Source organism: Falsiruegeria litorea R37 (genome assembly GCF_900172225.1).
Taxonomy (GTDB): Bacteria; Pseudomonadota; Alphaproteobacteria; order Rhodobacterales; family Rhodobacteraceae; genus Falsiruegeria; species Falsiruegeria litorea.
This window is the reverse complement of record NZ_FWFO01000001.1, coordinates 2,431,493-2,450,431: the sequence shown is the minus strand read 5'-3', so window position 1 is coordinate 2,450,431 and position 18,939 is coordinate 2,431,493. Positions and strand designations below refer to the sequence as shown.

Annotated in this window: 22 protein-coding genes; 16 read left to right on the top strand and 6 right to left on the bottom strand. The window is 60.0% G+C overall.

The annotated features are described in order from the left end of the window. The first annotated feature begins 26 nt into the window (after positions 1–26). The 14 genes from TRL7639_RS11925 to cysE all read left to right on the top strand — a co-directional run bounded on the left by TRL7639_RS11925 (position 27) and on the right by cysE (position 11,839). Positions 27–584, top strand: a complete 558-nt coding sequence (locus tag TRL7639_RS11925; protein WP_085796404.1) for an HK97 family phage prohead protease — start codon at positions 27–29, stop codon at positions 582–584. A gap of 36 nt (positions 585–620) precedes the next feature. Further along, complete coding sequence (locus tag TRL7639_RS11920) at positions 621–1,799, top strand: phage major capsid protein (RefSeq protein WP_085795870.1); 1,179 nt, start codon at positions 621–623, stop codon at positions 1,797–1,799. 171 nt (positions 1,800–1,970) lie between these two features. Next, positions 1,971–2,570, top strand: a complete 600-nt coding sequence (locus TRL7639_RS11915) for a head-tail connector protein (protein WP_085795869.1) — start codon at positions 1,971–1,973, stop codon at positions 2,568–2,570. After that, on the top strand, positions 2,567–2,905 hold the full coding sequence (locus tag TRL7639_RS11910) for a head-tail adaptor protein (protein WP_085795868.1): 339 nt from the start codon (positions 2,567–2,569) through the stop codon (positions 2,903–2,905). The genes TRL7639_RS11915 and TRL7639_RS11910 overlap by 4 nt, the downstream gene beginning before the upstream one ends. Further along, positions 2,902–3,315 carry a DUF3168 domain-containing protein gene (locus tag TRL7639_RS11905; protein WP_085795867.1) on the top strand — a complete coding sequence of 138 codons (414 nt, stop codon included), beginning with the start codon at positions 2,902–2,904 and terminating at the stop codon, positions 3,313–3,315. Before TRL7639_RS11910 ends, TRL7639_RS11905 begins: the two co-directional genes overlap by 4 nt. Before the next feature lie 24 nt (positions 3,316–3,339). Then, the gene (locus TRL7639_RS11900; protein WP_085795866.1) at positions 3,340–3,753 is read left to right on the top strand and encodes a phage major tail protein, TP901-1 family; all 414 of its coding nucleotides are present in this window, start codon (positions 3,340–3,342) and stop codon (positions 3,751–3,753) included. Positions 3,754–3,757: 4 nt separating this feature from the next. Further along, on the top strand, positions 3,758–4,078 hold the full coding sequence (locus TRL7639_RS11895; RefSeq protein WP_085795865.1) for a gene transfer agent family protein: 321 nt from the start codon (positions 3,758–3,760) through the stop codon (positions 4,076–4,078). Next, on the top strand, positions 4,075–4,296 hold the full coding sequence (locus TRL7639_RS11890; protein WP_085795864.1) for a rcc01693 family protein: 222 nt from the start codon (positions 4,075–4,077) through the stop codon (positions 4,294–4,296). Before TRL7639_RS11895 ends, TRL7639_RS11890 begins: the two co-directional genes overlap by 4 nt. After that, complete coding sequence (locus TRL7639_RS11885; protein WP_085795863.1) at positions 4,283–4,945, top strand: RcGTA-type gene transfer agent tail tape measure protein; 663 nt, start codon at positions 4,283–4,285, stop codon at positions 4,943–4,945. The genes TRL7639_RS11890 and TRL7639_RS11885 overlap by 14 nt, the downstream gene beginning before the upstream one ends. A 15-nt stretch (positions 4,946–4,960) precedes the next feature. Further along, positions 4,961–5,593, top strand: a complete 633-nt coding sequence (locus TRL7639_RS11880; protein ID WP_085795862.1) for a DUF2460 domain-containing protein — start codon at positions 4,961–4,963, stop codon at positions 5,591–5,593. Between the two features lie 8 nt (positions 5,594–5,601). Continuing rightward, entirely contained in the window at positions 5,602–6,480 is an 879-nt protein-coding gene (locus TRL7639_RS11875) for a phage/gene transfer agent baseplate hub protein (RefSeq protein ID WP_207559658.1), read from the top strand. Continuing rightward, entirely contained in the window at positions 6,477–6,920 is a 444-nt protein-coding gene (locus TRL7639_RS11870) for an NlpC/P60 family protein (RefSeq protein ID WP_085795860.1), read from the top strand. The genes TRL7639_RS11875 and TRL7639_RS11870 overlap by 4 nt, the downstream gene beginning before the upstream one ends. Next, the gene (locus TRL7639_RS11865; RefSeq protein ID WP_085795859.1) at positions 6,920–10,852 is read left to right on the top strand and encodes a baseplate multidomain protein megatron; all 3,933 of its coding nucleotides are present in this window, start codon (positions 6,920–6,922) and stop codon (positions 10,850–10,852) included. Before TRL7639_RS11870 ends, TRL7639_RS11865 begins: the two co-directional genes overlap by 1 nt. 171 nt (positions 10,853–11,023) lie before the next feature. Further along, positions 11,024–11,839, top strand: coding sequence for a serine O-acetyltransferase (gene cysE, locus TRL7639_RS11860; protein ID WP_085795858.1), 816 nt, complete (start codon positions 11,024–11,026; stop codon positions 11,837–11,839). Positions 11,840–11,904: 65 nt separating this feature from the next. On the opposite strand, the gene TRL7639_RS11855 is transcribed toward cysE, so the two are convergent. From TRL7639_RS11855 to TRL7639_RS11830, 6 genes are all read right to left on the bottom strand, one after another. After that, positions 11,905–13,221 carry a pyruvate dehydrogenase complex dihydrolipoamide acetyltransferase gene (locus TRL7639_RS11855; RefSeq protein ID WP_085795857.1) on the bottom strand — a complete coding sequence of 439 codons (1,317 nt, stop codon included), beginning with the start codon at positions 13,219–13,221 and terminating at the stop codon, positions 11,905–11,907. Position 13,222: 1 nt separating this feature from the next. Further along, on the bottom strand, positions 13,223–13,483 hold the full coding sequence (locus TRL7639_RS11850; RefSeq protein ID WP_085795856.1) for a hypothetical protein: 261 nt from the start codon (positions 13,481–13,483) through the stop codon (positions 13,223–13,225). 4 nt (positions 13,484–13,487) lie between these two features. Then, positions 13,488–14,870 (bottom strand): pyruvate dehydrogenase complex E1 component subunit beta, encoded by a 1,383-nt coding sequence (locus TRL7639_RS11845; protein ID WP_085795855.1) that lies wholly within the window; start codon positions 14,868–14,870, stop codon positions 13,488–13,490. A 14-nt stretch (positions 14,871–14,884) separates the two neighbouring features. Then, positions 14,885–15,874 carry a pyruvate dehydrogenase (acetyl-transferring) E1 component subunit alpha gene (pdhA, locus tag TRL7639_RS11840; RefSeq protein ID WP_085795854.1) on the bottom strand — a complete coding sequence of 330 codons (990 nt, stop codon included), beginning with the start codon at positions 15,872–15,874 and terminating at the stop codon, positions 14,885–14,887. A gap of 135 nt (positions 15,875–16,009) precedes the next feature. After that, positions 16,010–16,309, bottom strand: coding sequence for an FtsB family cell division protein (locus TRL7639_RS11835; protein ID WP_085795853.1), 300 nt, complete (start codon positions 16,307–16,309; stop codon positions 16,010–16,012). Positions 16,310–16,448: 139 nt separating this feature from the next. Then, positions 16,449–17,645 carry a phosphoglycerate kinase gene (locus tag TRL7639_RS11830; RefSeq protein WP_085796403.1) on the bottom strand — a complete coding sequence of 399 codons (1,197 nt, stop codon included), beginning with the start codon at positions 17,643–17,645 and terminating at the stop codon, positions 16,449–16,451. A 133-nt stretch (positions 17,646–17,778) separates the two neighbouring features. Here TRL7639_RS11830 and TRL7639_RS11825 point away from each other — a divergent pair, with 133 nt between their 5' ends. Next, positions 17,779–18,285 carry a peptidylprolyl isomerase gene (locus TRL7639_RS11825; RefSeq protein WP_085795852.1) on the top strand — a complete coding sequence of 169 codons (507 nt, stop codon included), beginning with the start codon at positions 17,779–17,781 and terminating at the stop codon, positions 18,283–18,285. After that, positions 18,278–18,823: a peptidylprolyl isomerase gene (locus TRL7639_RS11820; protein ID WP_085795851.1), complete on the top strand. Its 546-nt coding sequence runs from the start codon at positions 18,278–18,280 to the stop codon at positions 18,821–18,823. Before TRL7639_RS11825 ends, TRL7639_RS11820 begins: the two co-directional genes overlap by 8 nt. The last annotated feature ends 116 nt before the right edge of the window (positions 18,824–18,939 follow it).

The window sequence follows — 18,939 nt, the reverse complement described above, 5'->3', positions numbered from 1 at the left end:
CATCAATGGGTTACGAGGAGTACCTCATGGAAATTGATACTGGGCTTGAACACAAATTCGCGCGTTTCGGCGATGGTTTGACCGTCACGGATGATGCGGTGATCGAAGGGTATGCCAGCCTGTTTGGGCAGACCGATCAGGGCGGCGACAATGTGCAAAAGGGCGCTTATCGTGCTTCGCTCAAGGCGCTGATCGCATCCGGTCAGCGGGTCAAGATGTTGTGGCAGCATGATCCTGCACAGCCCATCGGGGTCTGGGACGAGGTGCGTGAAGACGACAAGGGCTTGTGGGTCAAGGGGCGGCTGCTGGAAACCACGCAAAAGGGGCGTGAGGCGGCGGCTTTGATCCAGGCGGGGGCGCTTGACGGGCTGTCGATTGGCTATCGCACCAAACGGGCGACCAAGAATGACAAGGGCCAGCGGCTCTTGACCGAACTGGAGCTGTGGGAGGTGTCGCTTGTGACGTTCCCGATGCTTCCCAGTGCGCGGGTAGCGGCAAAGGGGACGATCCCCGAGGCGGAAGACACCTGGCGCAGCATTGCCGAGGTGTTTGACAGCGCCCGGCAGGAGATGGCGCGCAGGTAACGGCGCCGCAAACCCACCCAACAAAAGGACGTGCTGATGAGCAAGACCGATATCGCGGCCTTGGCCGGAGAGGGTGCGCCCCTGGTTCAGGATGTGAAGCAGGCAGTGACCGGCTTTGTGAGTGAATTCAAGGGCTTTCAAGACGAAGTTCAAATAAAACTGAAACAGACAGAAGAGCGACTGACCATGCTGGATCGTAAATCTCAATTCGCGGCACGTCCGCATCTGGCCGCCTCGATCGACGAAGGCGCGCCGCATCAGAAAGCATTCAACGCCTATGTGCGTTCGGGCGACGACGACGCCTTGCGTGGCCTGGACATGGAGGGCAAATCGCTGTCCACATCTGTTAACAGCGATGGTGGTTACCTGGTCGATCCGCAAACGGCGGACACAGTCAAGTCGGTGCTGAAATCGACTGCGTCGATCCGTTCGATTGCCAATGTGGTAAATGTTGAAGCGAATTCGTTCGACGTGCTGATCGACCATACCGACGTTAGCGCGGGTTGGGCCGATGAGACCACTGCAACGCCAGAGACCGGCACGCCGTCGATTGACCGTATCTCGATCCCGCTGCACGAGCTGTCGGCCCTGCCCAAGGCGTCTCAACGCCTGCTGGATGACAGCGCCTTTGATATCGAAGGCTGGTTGGCGGGCCGCATCGCCGACAAGTTTGCTCGTGCCGAGGCGGATGCCTTTATTAACGGTGACGGTGCAGACAAGCCGCGTGGTTTCCTGAACCATACCAAGGTTGAGGACGGCGCGTGGGGCTGGGGCAATATCGGCTATGTGGCAACTGGCACCGCTGGTGGAGTGGATGCCGATGACATCGTCGATCTGGTCTATGCCCTGGGTGCACAGTACCGCGCCAACGGTACTTTTGTGATGAATTCCAAGACTGCTGGCGTGATCCGCAAACTGAAGGATGCGGACGGCCGTTTCCTTTGGTCGGATGGTCTGGCGGCGGGTGAGCCTGCACGTCTGATGGGGTATCCGGTGGTCATTGCCGAGGATATGCCGGATGCGGCGACCGACAGCTATTCCATTGCCTTTGGTGACTTTGCAGCGGGTTACACCGTCGCCGAGCGTCCGGATCTGCGTGTGCTGCGTGATCCGTTCAGCGCCAAGCCGCATGTCCTTTTCTATGCCACCAAGCGCGTGGGCGGCGACGTGAGTGATTTTGCTGCGATCAAGCTGCTGAAATTCGGCACTGCCTAAGCAGTGCTGATACCGGGGCCGGTTCGCCGGTCCCGGGGCGGGCATGCGCCGGGAATGGGTCCTTGCGTTGTCTAGCTGCTCCCCTCCGTCCGAGCAACGTGAGGTGGCGTGTGCCCGCAATTATCCGAAGGATTTGGCCGGTTTGCGGCCCCGAGCTTGCGGAGAGACGAGATGATGTTGATCGAAGAAACCACGATCCCGGTGACGGCGCTGCCGGTGGAACAATTCAAGGCGCACATGCGGTTGGGCAGTGGCTTTGCCGACGACGGAGGCCAGGATGCTGCTCTGCGTGGGTTTCTGGTGGCCGCCATTGCCGCCATCGAGGCACGGATCGGCAAGGTGCTGATCACGCGCGAGTTTTCATGGACCGTGAACAGCTGGCGCGACCGTGCGGGTGAGGTGTTGCCAGTGTCGCCCGTTCGCACAGTGAGTTCGCTGGTTCTGTCCAATGCGGTTGGGACAGAGACGGTTGTTGCCGCTGAAGATTATCGGCTGGAAAAGGACAGCCAACGCCCGCGATTGCGCCCGGATGGAGCGTTGCTGCCGGTGATTGTGACGGGCGGATCGGCAAAGATCTCCTTCAGCGCCGGGATGGCGGTGGATTGGGGCGGGTTGCCTGCGGATCTGGGGCATGCGGTTTTGCTGTTGGCGGCGCATTACTATGAATACCGCGATGAAACTGCGCTAAGCGATGGTTGTATGCCCTTTGGTGTGACCAGTCTTATCCAGCGCTATCGCACGATGCGCTTTGGTCTGGGAGCAGCCCAATGAAGCGGCCGCATCTGAACCGCAGATTGACGTTAGAACGCCCTGCGCGTGCGGCAGATGGTGCCGGCGGGTTCAACGAAACTTGGACCGCAATCGGTCAGCTTTGGGCCGAAGTGTCCGCGCGGACCGGGTCGGAGCGTCGCGTTGGAGGAGCTGCTCGCTCGCAGATGCGCTTCAAGATTGTGGTTCGCAACGCGCCCATGGGGGCCGCGAGCCGGCCTTCACCTGATCAGCGCTTTCGGGAAGGCGACCGGGTGTTCGTGATCCGTGCCGTCGCCGAACGCGATCCGGCGGGGATGTACCTGACATGTTTTGCAGATGAAGAGGTGGCGGTATGAGCTATGGAGCTGCAGCTGCGTTGCAGAGCGCGGTTTATCAAGTTTTGCAGGCCGATGCCCAGGTGGACAGCCTGGTGGGGGATGCGATCTATGACGCCCTGCCTGCGGGAACCTTGCCACAGACCTATGTGTTGCTGGGGCCCGAGGAGGTTCGCGATGCATCTGATCAGACAGGACAGGGCGCGCGGCATCGATTTACGGTCACCGTGATGTCCGAGGCGTCCGGTTTTGCCGCGGCCAAGCAGTTGGCGGTGGCGATCGGGGACGCGCTGCGTGACGCCTCGCTGACCCTGACGCGGGGCCGTGTGGTTGGCCTGTGGTTCGAGCGGGCCACGGCCAGGAAAACCGGCTCGACCGGCCAATTCCGTCAGATCGACCTGAGGTTCCACGCCCGCGTGGAAGACAACTAATCAACCTATCATTGGAGAGACGATATGGGTGCTCAAAACGGTAAAGACCTGCTGATCAAGGTGGACATGAACGGCGCAGGCCAGTTCGAGACAGTCGCCGGTCTGCGGGCCACGCGGGTGAGTTTCAACGCCGAAAGCGTGGATGTGACCAGCCTGGAGAGTCAAGGCGGTTGGCGTGAGCTGCTGTCTGGCGCGGGGGTGAAGTCGGCCTCGATCTCGGGTTCGGGGGTGTTCAAGGATGAAGGCACGGATGAACGCACGCGGCAGCTGTTCTTTGATGGTGTGACACCGGCCTTTCAAGTGATCATCCCGGACTTTGGCACTGTAGAGGGGCCGTTCCAGGTGACCGCAATTGAATACGCCGGTTCGCACAATGGCGAGGCGACGTACGAGCTGAGCCTGGCAAGCGCTGGCGCGCTGAACTTCACGGCGCTGTAAACCGATGGCCAATCCGTGGACGGGAGAGGTGGCTTTGACCATCGATGGAGAGCGGCGGGTGCTCAAGCTGACGCTGGGCGCATTGGCCGAATTGGAAGACAGCCTGGAGTGCGGCTCGTTGATGGAGCTGGTGCAAAGGTTTGAAGAGGCAGAGTTTTCAAGCCGCGATGTGCTGGCATTGATCCTGGCCGGATTGCGGGGCGGCGGTGCGGATGTTGATCGCGCCGACCTGCTGCAGGCTGAGATCGAGGGCGGGCCGATGGCTGCTGCGCGTGCCGCGGGAATGCTGTTGGCGCGGGCCTTTGTTCTGCCTGAAAAGGCATGAGCGGGTTCGATTGGCCCGCCCTGATGCGGGCGGGTCTTTACGGACTGAAACTGACGCCAGAGCAATTCTGGCGTCTGACACCTGCCGAACTGCGGTTGATGCTGGGCCAGGACGGGGCGCACGCCCCACTGAACCGGGCCGGACTGGATGCGCTGCTTGAGGCCTATCCGGATCAGAAACACGGCCAGAGAGATGGAGAATGTGATGGCGGAGAGTGAGAGCTTTATCGAGCTGGAAGAAGCCAGCGAGAGTGCATCCCAAGCGGTGCGTGGCACCAACATGAGCTTGGCCGAACTGGGTCGCGCGTCCGAGACAACCGACAAGGCGCTGGCCGGTTTGGTCAAGGACATGTCCGGGCTGGAACGCGGAATGCGGTCGGGTCTGAAAGGCGCGTTCGAGGATCTGGTGTTCGAGGGCGGCAAGCTGTCGGACGTGTTGAAGGATGCAGCAAATTCCGTCGTCCGCTCGACCTACAACGCGGCCGTGAACCCGGTGATCGACGGCATTTCGGGATCGATATCCAGCGGCATTGGCGACTTTGTCGGCGGGCTGTTTGGGTTTGCCAAGGGTGGCAGCTTTTCGCAGGGGCGGGTCATGCCGTTTGCCAATGGTGGCGTCGTCAATGGGCCGGTGACCTTTCCCATGCGCGGCGGCACCGGTCTGATGGGCGAGGCCGGACCCGAAGCAATCATGCCGCTTACACGCGGAGCGGATGGCAAGCTGGGCGTGCGAAGCGCCGGCGGTGGTCGTCCTGTGAGCGTGGTCATGAATATTTCGACGCCGGATGCCCAGAGTTTTCAGCGGTCTCAGGGGCAGATCGCGGCGCAGATGGCGCGCGCGCTGAACCGCGGAAATCGAAATCGCTAAGTCAGGGAGACAGACATGAACTTTCACGAGGTGAGATTTCCCGCCAACCTGAGCTTTGGTTCGGTTGGCGGACCGGAACGTCGGACCGAGGTCGTAACCCTGGCCAATGGTTTCGAAGAGCGCAACACGCCCTGGGCCCATTCGCGTCGCCGTTATGACGCCGGGCTGGGGATGCGGTCTCTGGACGATATCGAGACACTGATCGCGTTCTATGAGGCGCGCCAGGGACAGATGTTCGGGTTCCGATGGAAGGACTGGTCCGACTTCAAAACCTCCAAGGCGACAGGGGATGTGTCGTTTGATGACCAGGTCATCGCAACCGGCGACGGCCAGACCACGCGTTTTCAGCTTAGCAAGACCTATCGTTCGGGCGAATACTCTTACCGGCGGCCAATCTCGAAGCCTGTTCTCGGCACCGTACGGGTCGGGGTCGAGCAGGACGAGTTGAAAGAGACGGTGGACTATACCTTGGACCTGAGCACAGGTGAGGTGGTTCTTAATCATCCTCCAGCGGATCAGCTGCCAATTGTGGCCGGGTTCGAATTTGATGTGCCGGTGCGTTTTGACACGGACCGTATCCAGACCAGTGTGGCGAGTTTTCAAGCAGGCGATGTGCCGAATGTTCCCGTCGTCGAAGTGCGAGTGTGAGTGGACCAATGGATGAACGTTTCAAATCACATTTGCAGACTGGGATAACCACTTTGGCCCGGTGCTGGGCCATTCGCAGAGCGGACGGTCAGGAATACGGATTTACCGATCATGATCAGACCCTGCGCTTTGACGGTTTGGAGTTCAAGGCAGATACCGGCCTGACGGCATTGGCCGTCGAGCAGAGCACGGGTCTGTCGGTAGACAACACCGAGGCCTTGGGGGCGATCAGTGATGTGTCAGTCCGGGCCAAAGACATCGAGGCAGGGCGCTTTGACGGGGCCGAAGTGACGGCCTGGTTGGTCAATTGGGCTGATACGGACCTGCGCTGGCTGCAGTTTCGGGGCACCATTGGAGAGCTGCGCCGCACTGGCAATGCGTTTCAGGCCGAATTGCGCGGTTTGACTGAGGCTTTGAACCAGCCGACGGGTCGTATCTTTCAGAAGCCATGCACCGCCGTGCTGGGGGATGGCGCGTGCCGGTTTGACACCAACGAGCCCGGTTATTCCGTTGAGCGCGAGGTTGAAGCCATCGAGGATGGGTTGGTTCTACGATGGAAGGAGTTGCCAGGCTTTGAACCACATTGGTTCGAACGTGGGCGGTTGAACGTGCTGTCGGGGTCAGCCAAAGGCCTTTGGGGGCTTATCAAGCGTGACGTGATCGACGGGGATGAGCGCATCATCCACCTGTGGGAGCCGATGCGCGGCGGATTGCAAGTTGGTGACACTGTCCTGCTTTTGGCTGGGTGCGACAAGCGAATGGAAACTTGTCGGCTCAAGTTCAACAATTTGCTGAATTTTCAGGGGTTTCCCGATATCCCGACCGAGGATTGGGTGATGGCGGTTCCCAAACAATCCGGTCGCAACACCGGGGGGAGCCTGCGGTGACACCTGAGCAAAGCAAGATCGTGTTGATCGCCAGATCCTGGATCGGCACACCGTATGTGCATCAGGCTTCGACCAAGGGGGCGGGCAGTGACTGCCTTGGGTTGGTACGAGGGGTCTGGAGGGAACTGTTCGGGCAAGAGCCCGAGCAGGTTCCGGCCTATTCGATGGATTGGTCCGAGCCACAAGGTGAAGAGCGTATGATGTCGGCTGCCTGTCGACATCTGATCGAAGCGCGCGATGGCGCGATTGAAGCGGGTGATGTCCTGCTGTTTCGCATGCGTCAGGGGGCGGTGGCCAAACACGTTGGTATTGTAACTGAGGCCGAGAATGCTCGCTTTGTGCATGCCTATTCCGGCCACGGCGTGGTCGAAAGCCGCCTGAGCCTGCCTTGGGCCAAGCGGCTGGTCACGCGTTTCAAATTTCCAGTGGAGGGTTCCTGATGGCGACCATTCTTCTTTCTGCAGCCGGTGCTGCTATTGGCGGCTCGGTCGGTGGCACGATTGCAGGCATCGCAACCGGCATCGTGGGCCGCGCGGTTGGTGCGACAGTCGGGCGCGTGATTGACCAGCGTCTTTTGGGAAGCGGAGGCGAGGCGGTCGAGACCGGACGCGTCGATCGGTTTCGTCTGACACAAACCGGTGAAGGTGCTTCTGTCGCGCGCGTTTTTGGCCGAGTGCGTACTGGTGGACAGGTGATCTGGGCATCGGATTTCAAGGAAACGTCGACTACATCCGGTGGTGGTGGCAAGGGATCGCGCCCGCAACCAAAGACCACTTCGTTCAGCTATAGCGTCTCTCTCGCGGTTGCGGTCTGCGAAGGGGAAATTGCGTCAATTGGGCGGGTTTGGGCGGATGGCGAAGAGGTCGCCATCGAAGACCTGAATATGCGCGTCTACGCTGGGTCTGCAGATCAGTTGCCGGATCCGGTGATCGAGGCAGTCGAAGGCGAGGGGCAGGTTCCGGCTTATCGGGGCACAGCATATGTTGTGCTAGAGGATTTGCAGCTTGATCAATTTGGGAACCGTGTGCCGCAGTTTTCCTTTGAAGTGGTCAGACAGGAACAGCGCGACGATCCCAAGTTCGCGCAAGGGGTTGCTCAGGCGGTTCAGGGTGTAGCGATCATCCCGGGTACTGGTGAATATGCATTGGCGACATCCCAGGTGAATTATTCGGACGGGCCAGGGAGCACCTGGGCGGCGAATGTGAATTCGCCTTCTGGCAAAAGCGATTTTGTGACGTCGATGGACACACTTTCGGATGAGTTGCCGAAGTGTCAAACAGCGTCTCTGGTCGTTTCCTGGTTCGGTGGCGATTTGCGGTGCGGATCCTGCGAGTTGGAGCCAAAAGTTGGGAAAAAGACCATCGAGGGTTCCAACATGCCCTGGACGGTGTCGGGGTTGGATCGCGTTTCGGCCAAAGAAGTCGCGCGTGTCGATGACCGGCCGATTTATGGAGCTACACCGGCGGATGCATCGGTGGTCGAAGCCATCAAGCATCTAAAGAACAGCAACAAGCGGGTGATGTTTTATCCGTTCATCCTGATGGATCAACTGGCGGACAATAATCTGCCTGATCCTTGGAGTTCCGCCGACAGTCAGGCCAAACTACCTTGGCGGGGGCGGATCACCCTGAGCAAGGCGCCCGGTCAGGATGGCAGCCCGGATAAAACTGCTGACGCAGACACACAAGTTTCGGCATTTGTGGGCACAGCAAAGGCGTCGGACTTTTCCATCGGCGATGGCGTCGTTTCTTACACAGGTCCAGATGAATGGACGTTCAGCCGCTTTATTCTGCACTATGCGGCGCTTTGCGCAGCGGCAGGTGGTGTTTCGTCCTTTTGCATCGGGTCCGAATTGCGTGGCCTGACGCAGATCCGGGGGGCGAGCGGTTTTCCGATGGTTGCCGCGTTGAAAGAGTTGGCTGCACAGTCTCGCCTTCTGTTGGGCGCAGAGACCAAGATCGGCTATGCGGCGGACTGGTCTGAGTACTTTGGCTACAAACCCGTAGATGAGGCGGATAGCCGGTATTTCCATCTTGATCCACTTTGGGCGGACGACAACATCGACTTTGTCGGCATCGACAATTACATGCCGTTGTCGGATTGGCGCGATGAAGAGGAACATCGCGATGCAAAGGCCGGTTGGAAGAGCATCTATGACGAGGCCTATCTGCGCGACAATATCGAAGGGGGGGAAGGCTTCGATTGGTATTACCACTCACCCGAAGCACGCGCTGCGCAAATCCGTACGAAAATCGAAGACCTGGCCCATCAGGAGCACTGGATATGGCGTTACAAGGATTTGCGTGGTTGGTGGTCGAATGCGCACCACGAGCGTGTCAATGGCGTCAGACAGGCAGCTTCGACGGACTGGGTGCCACAATCGAAACCGATCTGGTTCACTGAGCTGGGGTGTGGGGCTGTGGACAAGGGGACCAATCAGCCCAACAAGTTCCTGGATTCCAAGTCGTCAGAATCTGCGTTGCCGTACTTTTCAAACGGATTTCGGGATGATCTGATCCAGCACCAGTATCTGCGCGCCATGTTGGGGTATTGGTCAGAGGCTGAAAATAATCCCAAGTCGACAGAATATGACGGGTCGATGATCGACATGAGCAACGCCTATGTCTGGTCTTGGGACGCGCGGCCATACCCGTCATTTCCAAACAACGTAAAGCTCTGGAGCGACGGTACCAACTATTCGCGGGGTCATTGGCTCAACGGGCGCAGTGGAAGTCGGACTTTGGCCTCGGTCGTGTCCGAAATCTGCCGTCGATCAGGGCTGGCTGCCTTTGACGTCAGCGAGCTTTACGGCGTTGTGCACGGCTATAGCATGGATGCTGTCGGAGACGCGCGATCCGCATTGCAACCTCTCATGCTACGGTATGGCTTTGATGCGATCGACCGGGACGGCAAACTGCAATTCGTGTCTCGTGGATCGCGCAGGCCGGTTCGGATCTCGGACGACGACTTTGCGATTTCTGGCGATTTGTCAGGGTCGGTCGAACACAGCCGGGATGCAGACGCAGAAATGAGCGGTCGCGTGCGCCTTCGCTTTGTGCAGGCCGGAGCCGATCACGACGTTGTTTCGGAAGAGGCGGTTCTGTCTGATGATGCGACACACGCCGTGGCAACCAGTGAGTTCCCATTGGCCATGTTGCGTGCAGAAGGGCGCCAGACAGTTGAACGCTGGCTGGCCGAGGCGCGAGTGGCGCGGGATAAGGTGCGATTTGCTCTGCCACTTTCCAAGCTGCATTTGGGCGCAGGCGATGTTGTTGAGTTGGGTGGTACCCAGGTCGCTGAACCGGGGCTCTATAGGATCGATCGGGTCGAACAGGCGGACAGTCAGATGATCGACGCCGTGCGAACGGAACCCAAACTCTATGAGCCATCCGAGATGGCTGATGATCAACCAAGCTTGCGCGAGTTCGTGCCTCCGCTGCCCGTATTGCCATACTTCCTGGATCTGCCTTTGCTGAGCGGTGATGAAGAACCCCATGCGCCCCACATCGCCGTTACGGCGGATCCGTGGCCAGGCACAGCGGCGGTCTATTCCTCGGGCAGCGATGCCGATTACGTGTTGGATGAGATCATCGCCGCACGAGCTGTGATCGGCACAACCGAAACGGTGTTGCGCAAGGCGGCGGCGGGGCTTTGGGACCGGGGGGATGGACTTCAGATCAAACTGATCTCGGGGGATTTGGAAAGCAAGACGGCGGAGGCCGTGTTGGGCGGCGCAAATCTGTGTGCGATTGGCGACGGCAGCAGCGGAAATTGGGAGCTTTTTCAGTTCAAGACAGCGGAATTGGTTGGCCCCCAAACCTATGTCCTGAAAGATCGTTTGCGCGGGCAGGCAGGAACCGATGCATTGATGCCAGATGTTTGGCCCGAAGGATCGGTTGTGGTGCTTCTTGACAATCGCGTCGAGCAGATTCCGCTGAAAAGCTCGCAGCGACGCATTGCGCGGCACTACCGAATTGGCCCCGCGCGTCGCGGCTATGATGACCCATCGTATCTGCACCGGGTCGAGGCGTTCGACGGCAACGGACTGCGTCCATATTCGCCGACGCATTTGCGAGCGTCCAGAGGCAGCTCGGGCGACATCGGGATCACCTGGATTCGACGCACCCGGATTGAAGGCGATGACTGGACCGGTTTGGACGTCCCGTTGGGCGAAGAAACCGAAAGCTACCTGGTGCGCATCATGAACGGTGAAACCGTCGTTCGCGAAACGACTGTTGGCGCAGCCGGTTGGACCTATGCAGCAGCGCAACAATCGGCCGACGGCGCGGGCTCAGCTGTGAGCGTTGAAGTGGCGCAGATATCGGCGCGCTTTGGGGTAGGGCCTGCAACGCGCATCGATCTGCCAGTTTAGCGCAGCATAGAAATACTGCGAGCGCCGTTTGGAATGGCGCTCGCAGAGGACAGCTGCAAAACCTTCTCAAACTGTGATCGACACGGTCAATTTAATTCATGGCACATCCCTTTGCGGTGGCGGCATTGTGCGTTACATATGGTATCTCGCATAACGCTAGGACATCGAGCCATGGTAGAAACACGCGCTAAGATTTCGACGGTTGATCCGGTATGGGATCAGATCACCACCGAAGCCCAGGAAGCAGTTCGCACTGAGCCTTTGATGGGCGGGTTGGTTCATGCCTGTATTCTACACCACAAATCGCTGGAAAAGGCGCTGTCCTATCGCATCGCGGCCAAGCTGGCGTCGAATGAGATGTCGATGGTCGTGTTGCGTGAAATCGCTGACAACGCCTATCAGGAGAATCCTGATTTGGTAAAAGCCGCGCGTGCCGATCTGGTGGCGGTCTATGAACGTGATCCCGCCTGCCATCGACTGTTGCAGCCCATTTTGTACTTCAAGGGCTATCAGGCCATGCAGGGGTACCGTGTGGCTCACTGGCTCTGGAGCCAGGGCAAAACGGATCTGGCCTATTTCTTTCAGATGCGGATTTCCGAGATCTTTGGCATCGATATTCATCCTGGCGCTCGTATTGGTCGCGGTATCATGATCGATCACGCGCATTCCATTGTCATCGGCGAAACGGCCGTTGTTGGCGACAACGTCTCGATGCTGCACTCGGTAACGCTTGGGGGGACTGGCAAGGAAGAAGAGGACCGACATCCCAAGATCGAGGATGGCGTTTTGATCGGAGCCGGAGCCAAGGTTCTGGGCAACATCCGCGTGGGCCATTGCAGTCGCATCGCTGCAGGGTCGGTTGTGTTGTCCGAGGTGCCGCCGTGCAAGACCGTGGCTGGAATCCCGGCCAAGATCGTGGGCGAGGCGGGATGCGAACAACCGGCCGTCAGTATGGACCACATGCTGGGACCTGACGCTGGTCAATAGAATTCATGCAAAAGGGGCGGCCTGAGAGTTCAGGCCGCCCCCTTTTTTGTTTCTGGATGGAGGCCTTACGCCAACATCATCATCGGGTTTTCCAGGTTTTCGACGATGGCTTTGAGCAAATTTGCACCAAGCGCGCCGTCGATGACGCGGTGATCGACCGACATGGTGACCGACATGACGGTGGCCACGGTCAGCTCGCCATCCGCGCCGACAACCGGTTTCTTGACGCCGGTGCCTACGGCCAGGATGCCTGCATGCGGCGGGTTCACGATGGCATCAAAATTGTCGATGCCGAACATGCCCAGGTTTGAAACGGCAAATGTGCCGCCCTGGTATTCATGCGGCGCCAACTTGCGATCGCGGGCGCGGGCGGCCAGGTCCTTCATCTCGGTCGAGAGGGCAGACAGTGATTTGGTGTCGGCGTCCTGCAGGACCGGGGTGAAGAGGCCGCCCTCGATGGCGACGGCAACCGCCACATCCGAAGGCTTCAGCTGCAGCACCCGGTCACCGGCCCAAACGGCGTTGCATTCCGGGACCTGCTGCAGGGCGTTGGCCACGGCCTTGATGATGAAGTCATTGACGCTGAGTTTGACGCCGCGCCCTTCGAGCTGCTTGTTCAACTGGCTGCGGAACTTGAGCAGCGCGTCCAGCTGAATGTCACGGCGCAGATAGAAATGCGGGATGGTCTGCTTGGCTTCGGACAAACGCGCCGCAATGGTTTTGCGCATGCCGTCGAGTTTGACCTCTTCGTACTCACGGCCTTCGTACATGCGGGCCACCATGTCGGCTGAGGGGCCGGTCGCCGGGGCGGCGGCAGGGGCGGTCGCTGCCGGAGCAGGTGCCGAAGCCGCCGCTGGTGCGGAAGCAGGTGTGGTGGCTGTTGCGCTCTCGACGTCGGCCTTGACGATGCGGCCATGGGGGCCCGAGCCGGTGATCTGTGCCAGATCTAGACCCTTTTGGGCAGCGATGCGGCGGGCCAGCGGCGAGGCAAAGATGCGACCGCCATCGGCCTTGGCCGGAGCTGCCGGGGCAGGGGTTGCGGCAGGGGCGGGCGCCTCAACCACCGCAGGGGTGGCCTCGTTGCCCGCAGCGGCTGCGGGGGCAGCCGCCACGCTCGTGCCGATATCGTCCGCGCTTTCGCCCTCTTCGAGCAGGACAGCGATTGGCGTGTTCACCTTGACCGCCTCTGTCCCCTCGGGGATCAGGATCTTGCCGATGGTGCCTTCGTCGACGGCTTCGAACTCCATCGTCGCCTTGTCGGTTTCAATTTCAGCCAGCAGATCGCCCGAGGAGACGGTGTCGCCTTCCTTGACGAGCCATTTGGCCAGGGTGCCTTCCTCCATCGTGGGGGAGAGGGCAGGCATCAGGATTTCGGTGGGCATGTCAGCGCTCCTCAATCAATGTGATTTGGTCAAATGGGGGCCGGGGAGCCCCCTTGCCGCGCGCCAGCTTGGCGATTGCGGCTTCGATCTTGTCTTTGTTCTCGGCCATCCAGACGTATGCCATCTGATGTGAGGGCCTCGAGCCGAACAGGCGGAGGTCGGCGGCCAACCGTTCAGGAACCAGAGCCGTCACTGTGCGCCCATCCACATCATGGGTGACGCGGTAACATTCGGTTCCTGGATCACGACCCCGAACCTCCATCCGATCAGCGGTAGGTCACTTGTTTGACGGCAGCGATCACCTCATCCGTGGTCACCAGCGCCAGTTTTTCCAGGTTGGCGGCGTAAGGCATTGGGACATCCTTGCCGGTCAGGTTGATCACGGGTGCGTCGAGGTAATCGAACGCTTCCTGCATCACGACCGAGCTGATGTAGCTGCCGACCGACCCTTGGGGCCAGCCTTCTTCGACCGTTACAAGCCGGTTGGTTTTCATCACCGAGTTGATAATGCTGCCGGTGTCCATTGGGCGCAGGGTGCGCAGGTCGATGACTTCGGCTGAGATACCCTCTTCGGCCAGTTTGTCAGCGGCTTCCAGAGCATACTGCATGCCGATCCCGAAGGAGACGATGGTGACGTCCGAACCTTCGCGCCAGATGCGGGCCTTGCCGAAGGGAACGGTGAAATCATCCATCACCGGTACGTCAAACGAGCGGCCATAGAGGATTTCGTTTTCCAAGAAGACCACCGGGTTGTTGTCGCGGATGGCGGTTTTCATCAGGCCTTTGGCGTCTGAGGCCGAATAGGGCATGACGACTTTCAGACCGGGGATCTGCATGTACCACGCAGCATAGTCCTGGCTGTGTTGAGCACCGACGCGGGCGGCAGCACCGTTGGGACCACGGAACACCATGGGCGCGCCCATCTGACCGCCGGACATGTAGAGTGTCTTGGCGGCGGAGTTCAGGATGTGGTCGATCGCCTGCATCGCAAAGTTGAATGTCATGAATTCGACGATCGGGCGCAGACCCGCCATAGCCGAGCCTGTGGCGATGCCGGCAAAACCGTGTTCGGTGATCGGCGTGTCGATGACGCGCTTGGAACCGAATTCGTCCAACATGCCCTGCGAGACCTTGTAGGCGCCCTGATATTCGGCGACTTCTTCGCCCATCAGATAGACATCTTCGTCGCGGCGCATCTCTTCGGCCATGGCGTCGCGGAGGGCTTCGCGGACCGTTTGCTGCTTCATTTCGGTGCCTTCGGGCCAATCCGGCGTCAGATCAACCTGCGGTGCCGCGGGGGCCGCAGCAGCCGGGGCAGGGGCAGGCGCCTCGGAGCCCCCTGCGGGGGCCGCCTCGTTGCCCGCGGTGGCGGCCGACGGTGCGCTGACGATGGCGTCGGCGCTTTCGCCTTCTTCGAGCAGCACGGCGATGGGGGTGTTCACCTTGACCCCTTCGGTGCCCTCGGCCACCAGGATCTTGCCGATGGTGCCTTCGTCGACCGCCTCGAATTCCATCGTGGCCTTGTCAGTTTCGATCTCGGCCATGATATCGCCCGAGGATACGGTGTCGCCCTCTTTGACCAGCCATTTGGCCAGTGTGCCTTCCTCCATGGTCGGCGACAGGGCGGGCATGAGAATTTCGGTTGCCATGTCTATCTTTCCCCTCAGGCGTAAATGTCAGTCCAGAGCTCTTCAACTGCGGGCTCGGGGCTTTCCTTGGCGAAATCGGCGGCCGCGTTCACCACGTCCTTGATTTCCTTGTCGATGGCCTTGAGGTCATCTTCGCTGGCGTGTTTGCCGGTGAGCAGCATCGAACGGACCTGTTCGATCGGATCCCGCTCTTCGCGCATGCGCTGAACCTCTTCGCGGGTCCGGTATTTTGCCGGGTCCGACATCGAGTGGCCGCGGTAGCGGTAGGTCTTGATCTCCAGGATGTAGGGACCCTTGCCCGCGCGGCAGTGCGCCACGGCCTTTTCGCCAGCTTCCTTGACCGCCAGAACGTTCATGCCGTCGACCGCCTCGCCGGGGATGCCGAAGGCCTCACCACGGGTGTAGATGTCGGGGGTCGAGGTCGAGCGCGATTGCGCGGTGCCCATGGCGTATTGGTTGTTCTCGATCACGAAGACCACGGGCAGATCCCAGAGGGCGGCCATGTTGAACGCCTCATACACTTGGCCCTGGTTTGCCGCGCCATCGCCGAAATAGGTGAATGTGACGCGCCCGTTGCCCTTGTATTTGTCGGCAAACGCCAGACCGGCCCCCAGGGGCACCTGCGCGCCCACGATGCCGTGGCCGCCGTAGAAATGTTTCTCTTTCGAGAACATGTGCATCGAGCCGCCCTTGCCCTTGGACAGGCCACCCTCGCGGCCGGTCAGTTCGGCCATGACGCCGCCCGGGTCCATGCCACAGGCCAGCATGTGGCCGTGATCGCGGTAGGATGTGATGCGTTTGTCGCCTTCTTCGGCGGCAGCCTCGAGGCCGACAACAACGGCCTCTTGGCCGATGTAGAGGTGGCAGAAACCGCCGATCAGGCCCATGCCATAAAGCTGACCTGCCTTTTCTTCGAATCGGCGGATCAGCAACATCTCTTTGTAATAATTCAAAAGCTCTTCAGCAGAAACATTTGGTTTCTTTGTACTTTTTCGCGCGGCCATCGTGGCGATCTCCCCCTTCCGGCAAGATAGTTTAGCGTTAAACTATCTAATAGAACATTTCCCGCAACAAGGCGAGTGAAATTGTGACGCGGGGGAAAGTCGCGCTGATATCTGCTTGGGAAATGTACAAAATGTCTAGCGGATGACGATCTCGTCGGCCCGCAGCAGACCCAGAACCGAGCGGGCCTGTTGGTCCAGCAGATCCAGATCCAGATAGCTGTCAGACAGGCGCAGGGTCAGGTTGCTCATCTGATCGATCTCGGCGTTCAGCCTGCCCAGATCACGCGACAACGCATCGGCTTCGGCTGCAATCTCGGCCCGGCGGAACAGCCCGAAATCCCCCTGCACGGCGGCAAAGGTGAAATAAGTGCCCAGGGCAAACGCCACGGCGAAAAAGATCAATGCACCAAAGCTGGGTCTGTTGGAACGGGGCACGCCGTTGTCCTGCCTCTGATAGTATTCTGCTCGCACCCTTTGCGGGCGTCTGCTGTGCAGTATGGCACAGGCGAATCAGCATGTGAATCCCCTAAATCAGGGGAATTCACAATGATTTCAGCCGGTAAGGTTGTATGGCTCAGCCTGCCTCTTCCAGCGCTGCGACACCGGGCAGGGTTTTTCCTTCCATCCACTCCAGGAAAGCGCCGCCAGCGGTCGAGATATAGGAAAAGTCACCTGCCGCCCCCGAGGCATTCAACGCGGCAACCGTGTCCCCGCCACCGGCGACCGAGGTCAACTGACCAGCGTTGGTCATGGCAGCGGCCTTCAAGGCTGCGGCATTGGTTGCGGCGTCAAAGGGTTCCAGCTCGAACGCGCCAAGGGGACCGTTCCAGATCACGGTCTTGCTCTGACCGAAAATCTCGGTGATGCGCGCAACGCTGTCGGGGCCTGCGTCCAGGATCATGCCCTCTTCGGGGCACTGATCGGCGGGCAGCACCTGATGCGGGGCGTGGCTTTCGAACTTTTCCGCCACAACGATGTCGGTGGGCAGGATGATCTGGCAGCCCAGACCGTCGGCCTTTTCGATGATCTTGGCGGCGGTGTCCTTCATGATGCGTTCCGCCAGCGATTTGCCGACACCCATGCCTTTGGCGACGAGAAAGGTGTTGGCCATGCCGCCACCAATCACCAGGTAATCCACTTTTTCGATCAGGTTGCTCAAGAGTTCCAGCTTGGTCGACACCTTGGCCCCGCCCACAACGGCAGTCACCGGGCGCTCGGGCTGACCGAGTGCGCTTTCCAGGGCCTCCAACTCGGCCTGCATCAGGCGGCCTGCACAGGCGGGCAGCAGGCGCGCCAGTGCTTCGGTCGAGGAGTGCGCACGGTGCGCGGCTGAAAAGGCATCGTTGCAATACACGTCACCCAGTCGCGCCATGCCTGCGGCCAGATCCGGGTCGTTCTTGGTTTCAGCCGCGTGGAAACGGGTGTTTTCGAGCAGCAGAACCTCACCCGGCTGCAATTGCTCGGCGGCCAGCTCAGCGCCGGTGCCCACGCAGTCGGCAGCGAAATGCACTTTGGTTTCAAACGCGCGCTCCAGCGTCGGCACCAGTTGGTTCAGCGACAGGTTCTCGCGACGCTCGCCACCGGGGCGGCCAAAATGCGCCAGCAGGATCGGTTTGCCACCAGCGGCCAGGATGTCGCGCACGGTGGGGGCGATGCGACGGATGCGGGTGGAGTCGGTCACAACGCCATCCACGATCGGCACATTGATGTCCACGCGCACCAAAACGCGCTTGCCGTTCAGATCCATGTCGTCGAGTGTTTTCCAGGCCATCATGTGCTCCGCTCAAAATCAACAAAACTTGGCTGCTCTTTCCCCGGAATCGCCCCTCAGGTCAATGCGCGACTTGGCAATCGGTCAGGGGGCGCTTAGGTATTCGCCCAACAACTTGCTACAGGAGGGCCCAATGGCCGAGATCAAGGATCCAGAAAACACCGTCATCGTCGAGCTGAAGGGCGGCAATGTCGTCATCGAGCTGCTGCCAGATGTGGCACCCAAGCACAGCGAACGCATGAAAGAACTGGCGCGCGCGGGCGAATATGACAACGTGGCCTTTCACCGTGTGATCGACGGCTTCATGGCGCAGACCGGCGACGTACAGCACGGCGACATGGAAGACGGGTTCAACCTGCGTATGGCGGGCACCGGTGGCTCGTCGCTGCCCAACGTTCCGGCCGAGTTCTCGAAACTGCCGCATGACCGTGGCACTCTGGGTGCTGCCCGTTCGGCGAACCCCGACAGCGCCAACTCGCAGTTCTTCATCAACTTCAAGGACAACCACTTCTTGAATGGCCAGTACACTGTTTATGGACGCGTCATCGAAGGTATGGAGCATGTCGACGCCATCGTGCGTGGCGAGCCGCCTGCAAGCCCCGACCGCATGATCAGCGTCAAGGTGGCCGCAGATGCGTAAGCTCGCAGCTGTCTTTGCGCTGATGGCCAGCCCTGCGCTGGCCACTGGTTTGCAAATCGAGGTCGAAGGCGAGGCCAACGGCACGATCACCATCGACCTGCTGGAAGATGTGGCGCCCAAGCACGTGGAACAGATCGCGGCTCTGGCTGCCGAAGGTCAGTATGATGGCGTGGTGTTCCACCGTGTGATCGAGGACTTCATGGCGCAGACAGGGGATGTCGAGTTTGGCAAGCTGGGCGGCAACATGGCGGCCGCGGGCCGTGGCGGCTCTAGCCGTCCGGACCTGCCCGCCGAGTTTTCGGACATCCCGTTTGATCGCGGTGTGGTCGGCATGGCGCGGTCGCAGAACCCGAACAGTGCCAACTCGCAGTTCTTCATCATGTTTGACGCAGGTCATTTCCTGAACGGGCAATACACCGTTGTGGGCAAGGTCACCGGCGGTATGGACGTGGTGGACCAGATCAAGCGCGGCAAAGGCCAGAACGGTGCCGTGATCGGTCAGCCGGACGTTATGAAAAAGGTCACCGTGACCAAGTGACGTTTTTTGCGGTGTCCCTGTTGCTTGGGGCACCGCACCTTTTGTCAAATCTGCGTGTGATGGGCTGTTCAGTTGGCCCATGTGTCCGCACACTCTCCACGTCGCAACACTGCAAA

What these genes read in the sequence shown, in the direction of transcription:
- TRL7639_RS11925 (WP_085796404.1), top strand. Translation starts at nt 27, where the DNA reads ATGGAAATTGATACTGGGCTTGAACACAAATTCGCGCGTTTCGGCGAT.
- TRL7639_RS11920 (WP_085795870.1), top strand. Translation starts at nt 621, where the DNA reads ATGAGCAAGACCGATATCGCGGCCTTGGCCGGAGAGGGTGCGCCCCTG.
- TRL7639_RS11915 (WP_085795869.1), top strand. Translation starts at nt 1,971, where the DNA reads ATGATGTTGATCGAAGAAACCACGATCCCGGTGACGGCGCTGCCGGTG.
- TRL7639_RS11910 (WP_085795868.1), top strand. Translation starts at nt 2,567, where the DNA reads ATGAAGCGGCCGCATCTGAACCGCAGATTGACGTTAGAACGCCCTGCG.
- TRL7639_RS11905 (WP_085795867.1), top strand. Translation starts at nt 2,902, where the DNA reads ATGAGCTATGGAGCTGCAGCTGCGTTGCAGAGCGCGGTTTATCAAGTT.
- TRL7639_RS11900 (WP_085795866.1), top strand. Translation starts at nt 3,340, where the DNA reads ATGGGTGCTCAAAACGGTAAAGACCTGCTGATCAAGGTGGACATGAAC.
- TRL7639_RS11895 (WP_085795865.1), top strand. Translation starts at nt 3,758, where the DNA reads ATGGCCAATCCGTGGACGGGAGAGGTGGCTTTGACCATCGATGGAGAG.
- TRL7639_RS11890 (WP_085795864.1), top strand. Translation starts at nt 4,075, where the DNA reads ATGAGCGGGTTCGATTGGCCCGCCCTGATGCGGGCGGGTCTTTACGGA.
- TRL7639_RS11885 (WP_085795863.1), top strand. Translation starts at nt 4,283, where the DNA reads ATGGCGGAGAGTGAGAGCTTTATCGAGCTGGAAGAAGCCAGCGAGAGT.
- TRL7639_RS11880 (WP_085795862.1), top strand. Translation starts at nt 4,961, where the DNA reads ATGAACTTTCACGAGGTGAGATTTCCCGCCAACCTGAGCTTTGGTTCG.
- TRL7639_RS11875 (WP_207559658.1), top strand. Translation starts at nt 5,602, where the DNA reads ATGGATGAACGTTTCAAATCACATTTGCAGACTGGGATAACCACTTTG.
- TRL7639_RS11865 (WP_085795859.1), top strand. Translation starts at nt 6,920, where the DNA reads ATGGCGACCATTCTTCTTTCTGCAGCCGGTGCTGCTATTGGCGGCTCG.
- cysE (WP_085795858.1), top strand. Translation starts at nt 11,024, where the DNA reads ATGGTAGAAACACGCGCTAAGATTTCGACGGTTGATCCGGTATGGGAT.
- TRL7639_RS11855 (WP_085795857.1), bottom strand. Translation starts at nt 13,221, where the DNA reads ATGCCCACCGAAATCCTGATGCCTGCCCTCTCCCCCACGATGGAGGAA.
- TRL7639_RS11850 (WP_085795856.1), bottom strand. Translation starts at nt 13,483, where the DNA reads ATGGAGGTTCGGGGTCGTGATCCAGGAACCGAATGTTACCGCGTCACC.
- TRL7639_RS11845 (WP_085795855.1), bottom strand. Translation starts at nt 14,870, where the DNA reads ATGGCAACCGAAATTCTCATGCCCGCCCTGTCGCCGACCATGGAGGAA.
- pdhA (WP_085795854.1), bottom strand. Translation starts at nt 15,874, where the DNA reads ATGGCCGCGCGAAAAAGTACAAAGAAACCAAATGTTTCTGCTGAAGAG.
- TRL7639_RS11830 (WP_085796403.1), bottom strand. Translation starts at nt 17,645, where the DNA reads ATGGCCTGGAAAACACTCGACGACATGGATCTGAACGGCAAGCGCGTT.
- TRL7639_RS11825 (WP_085795852.1), top strand. Translation starts at nt 17,779, where the DNA reads ATGGCCGAGATCAAGGATCCAGAAAACACCGTCATCGTCGAGCTGAAG.
- TRL7639_RS11820 (WP_085795851.1), top strand. Translation starts at nt 18,278, where the DNA reads ATGCGTAAGCTCGCAGCTGTCTTTGCGCTGATGGCCAGCCCTGCGCTG.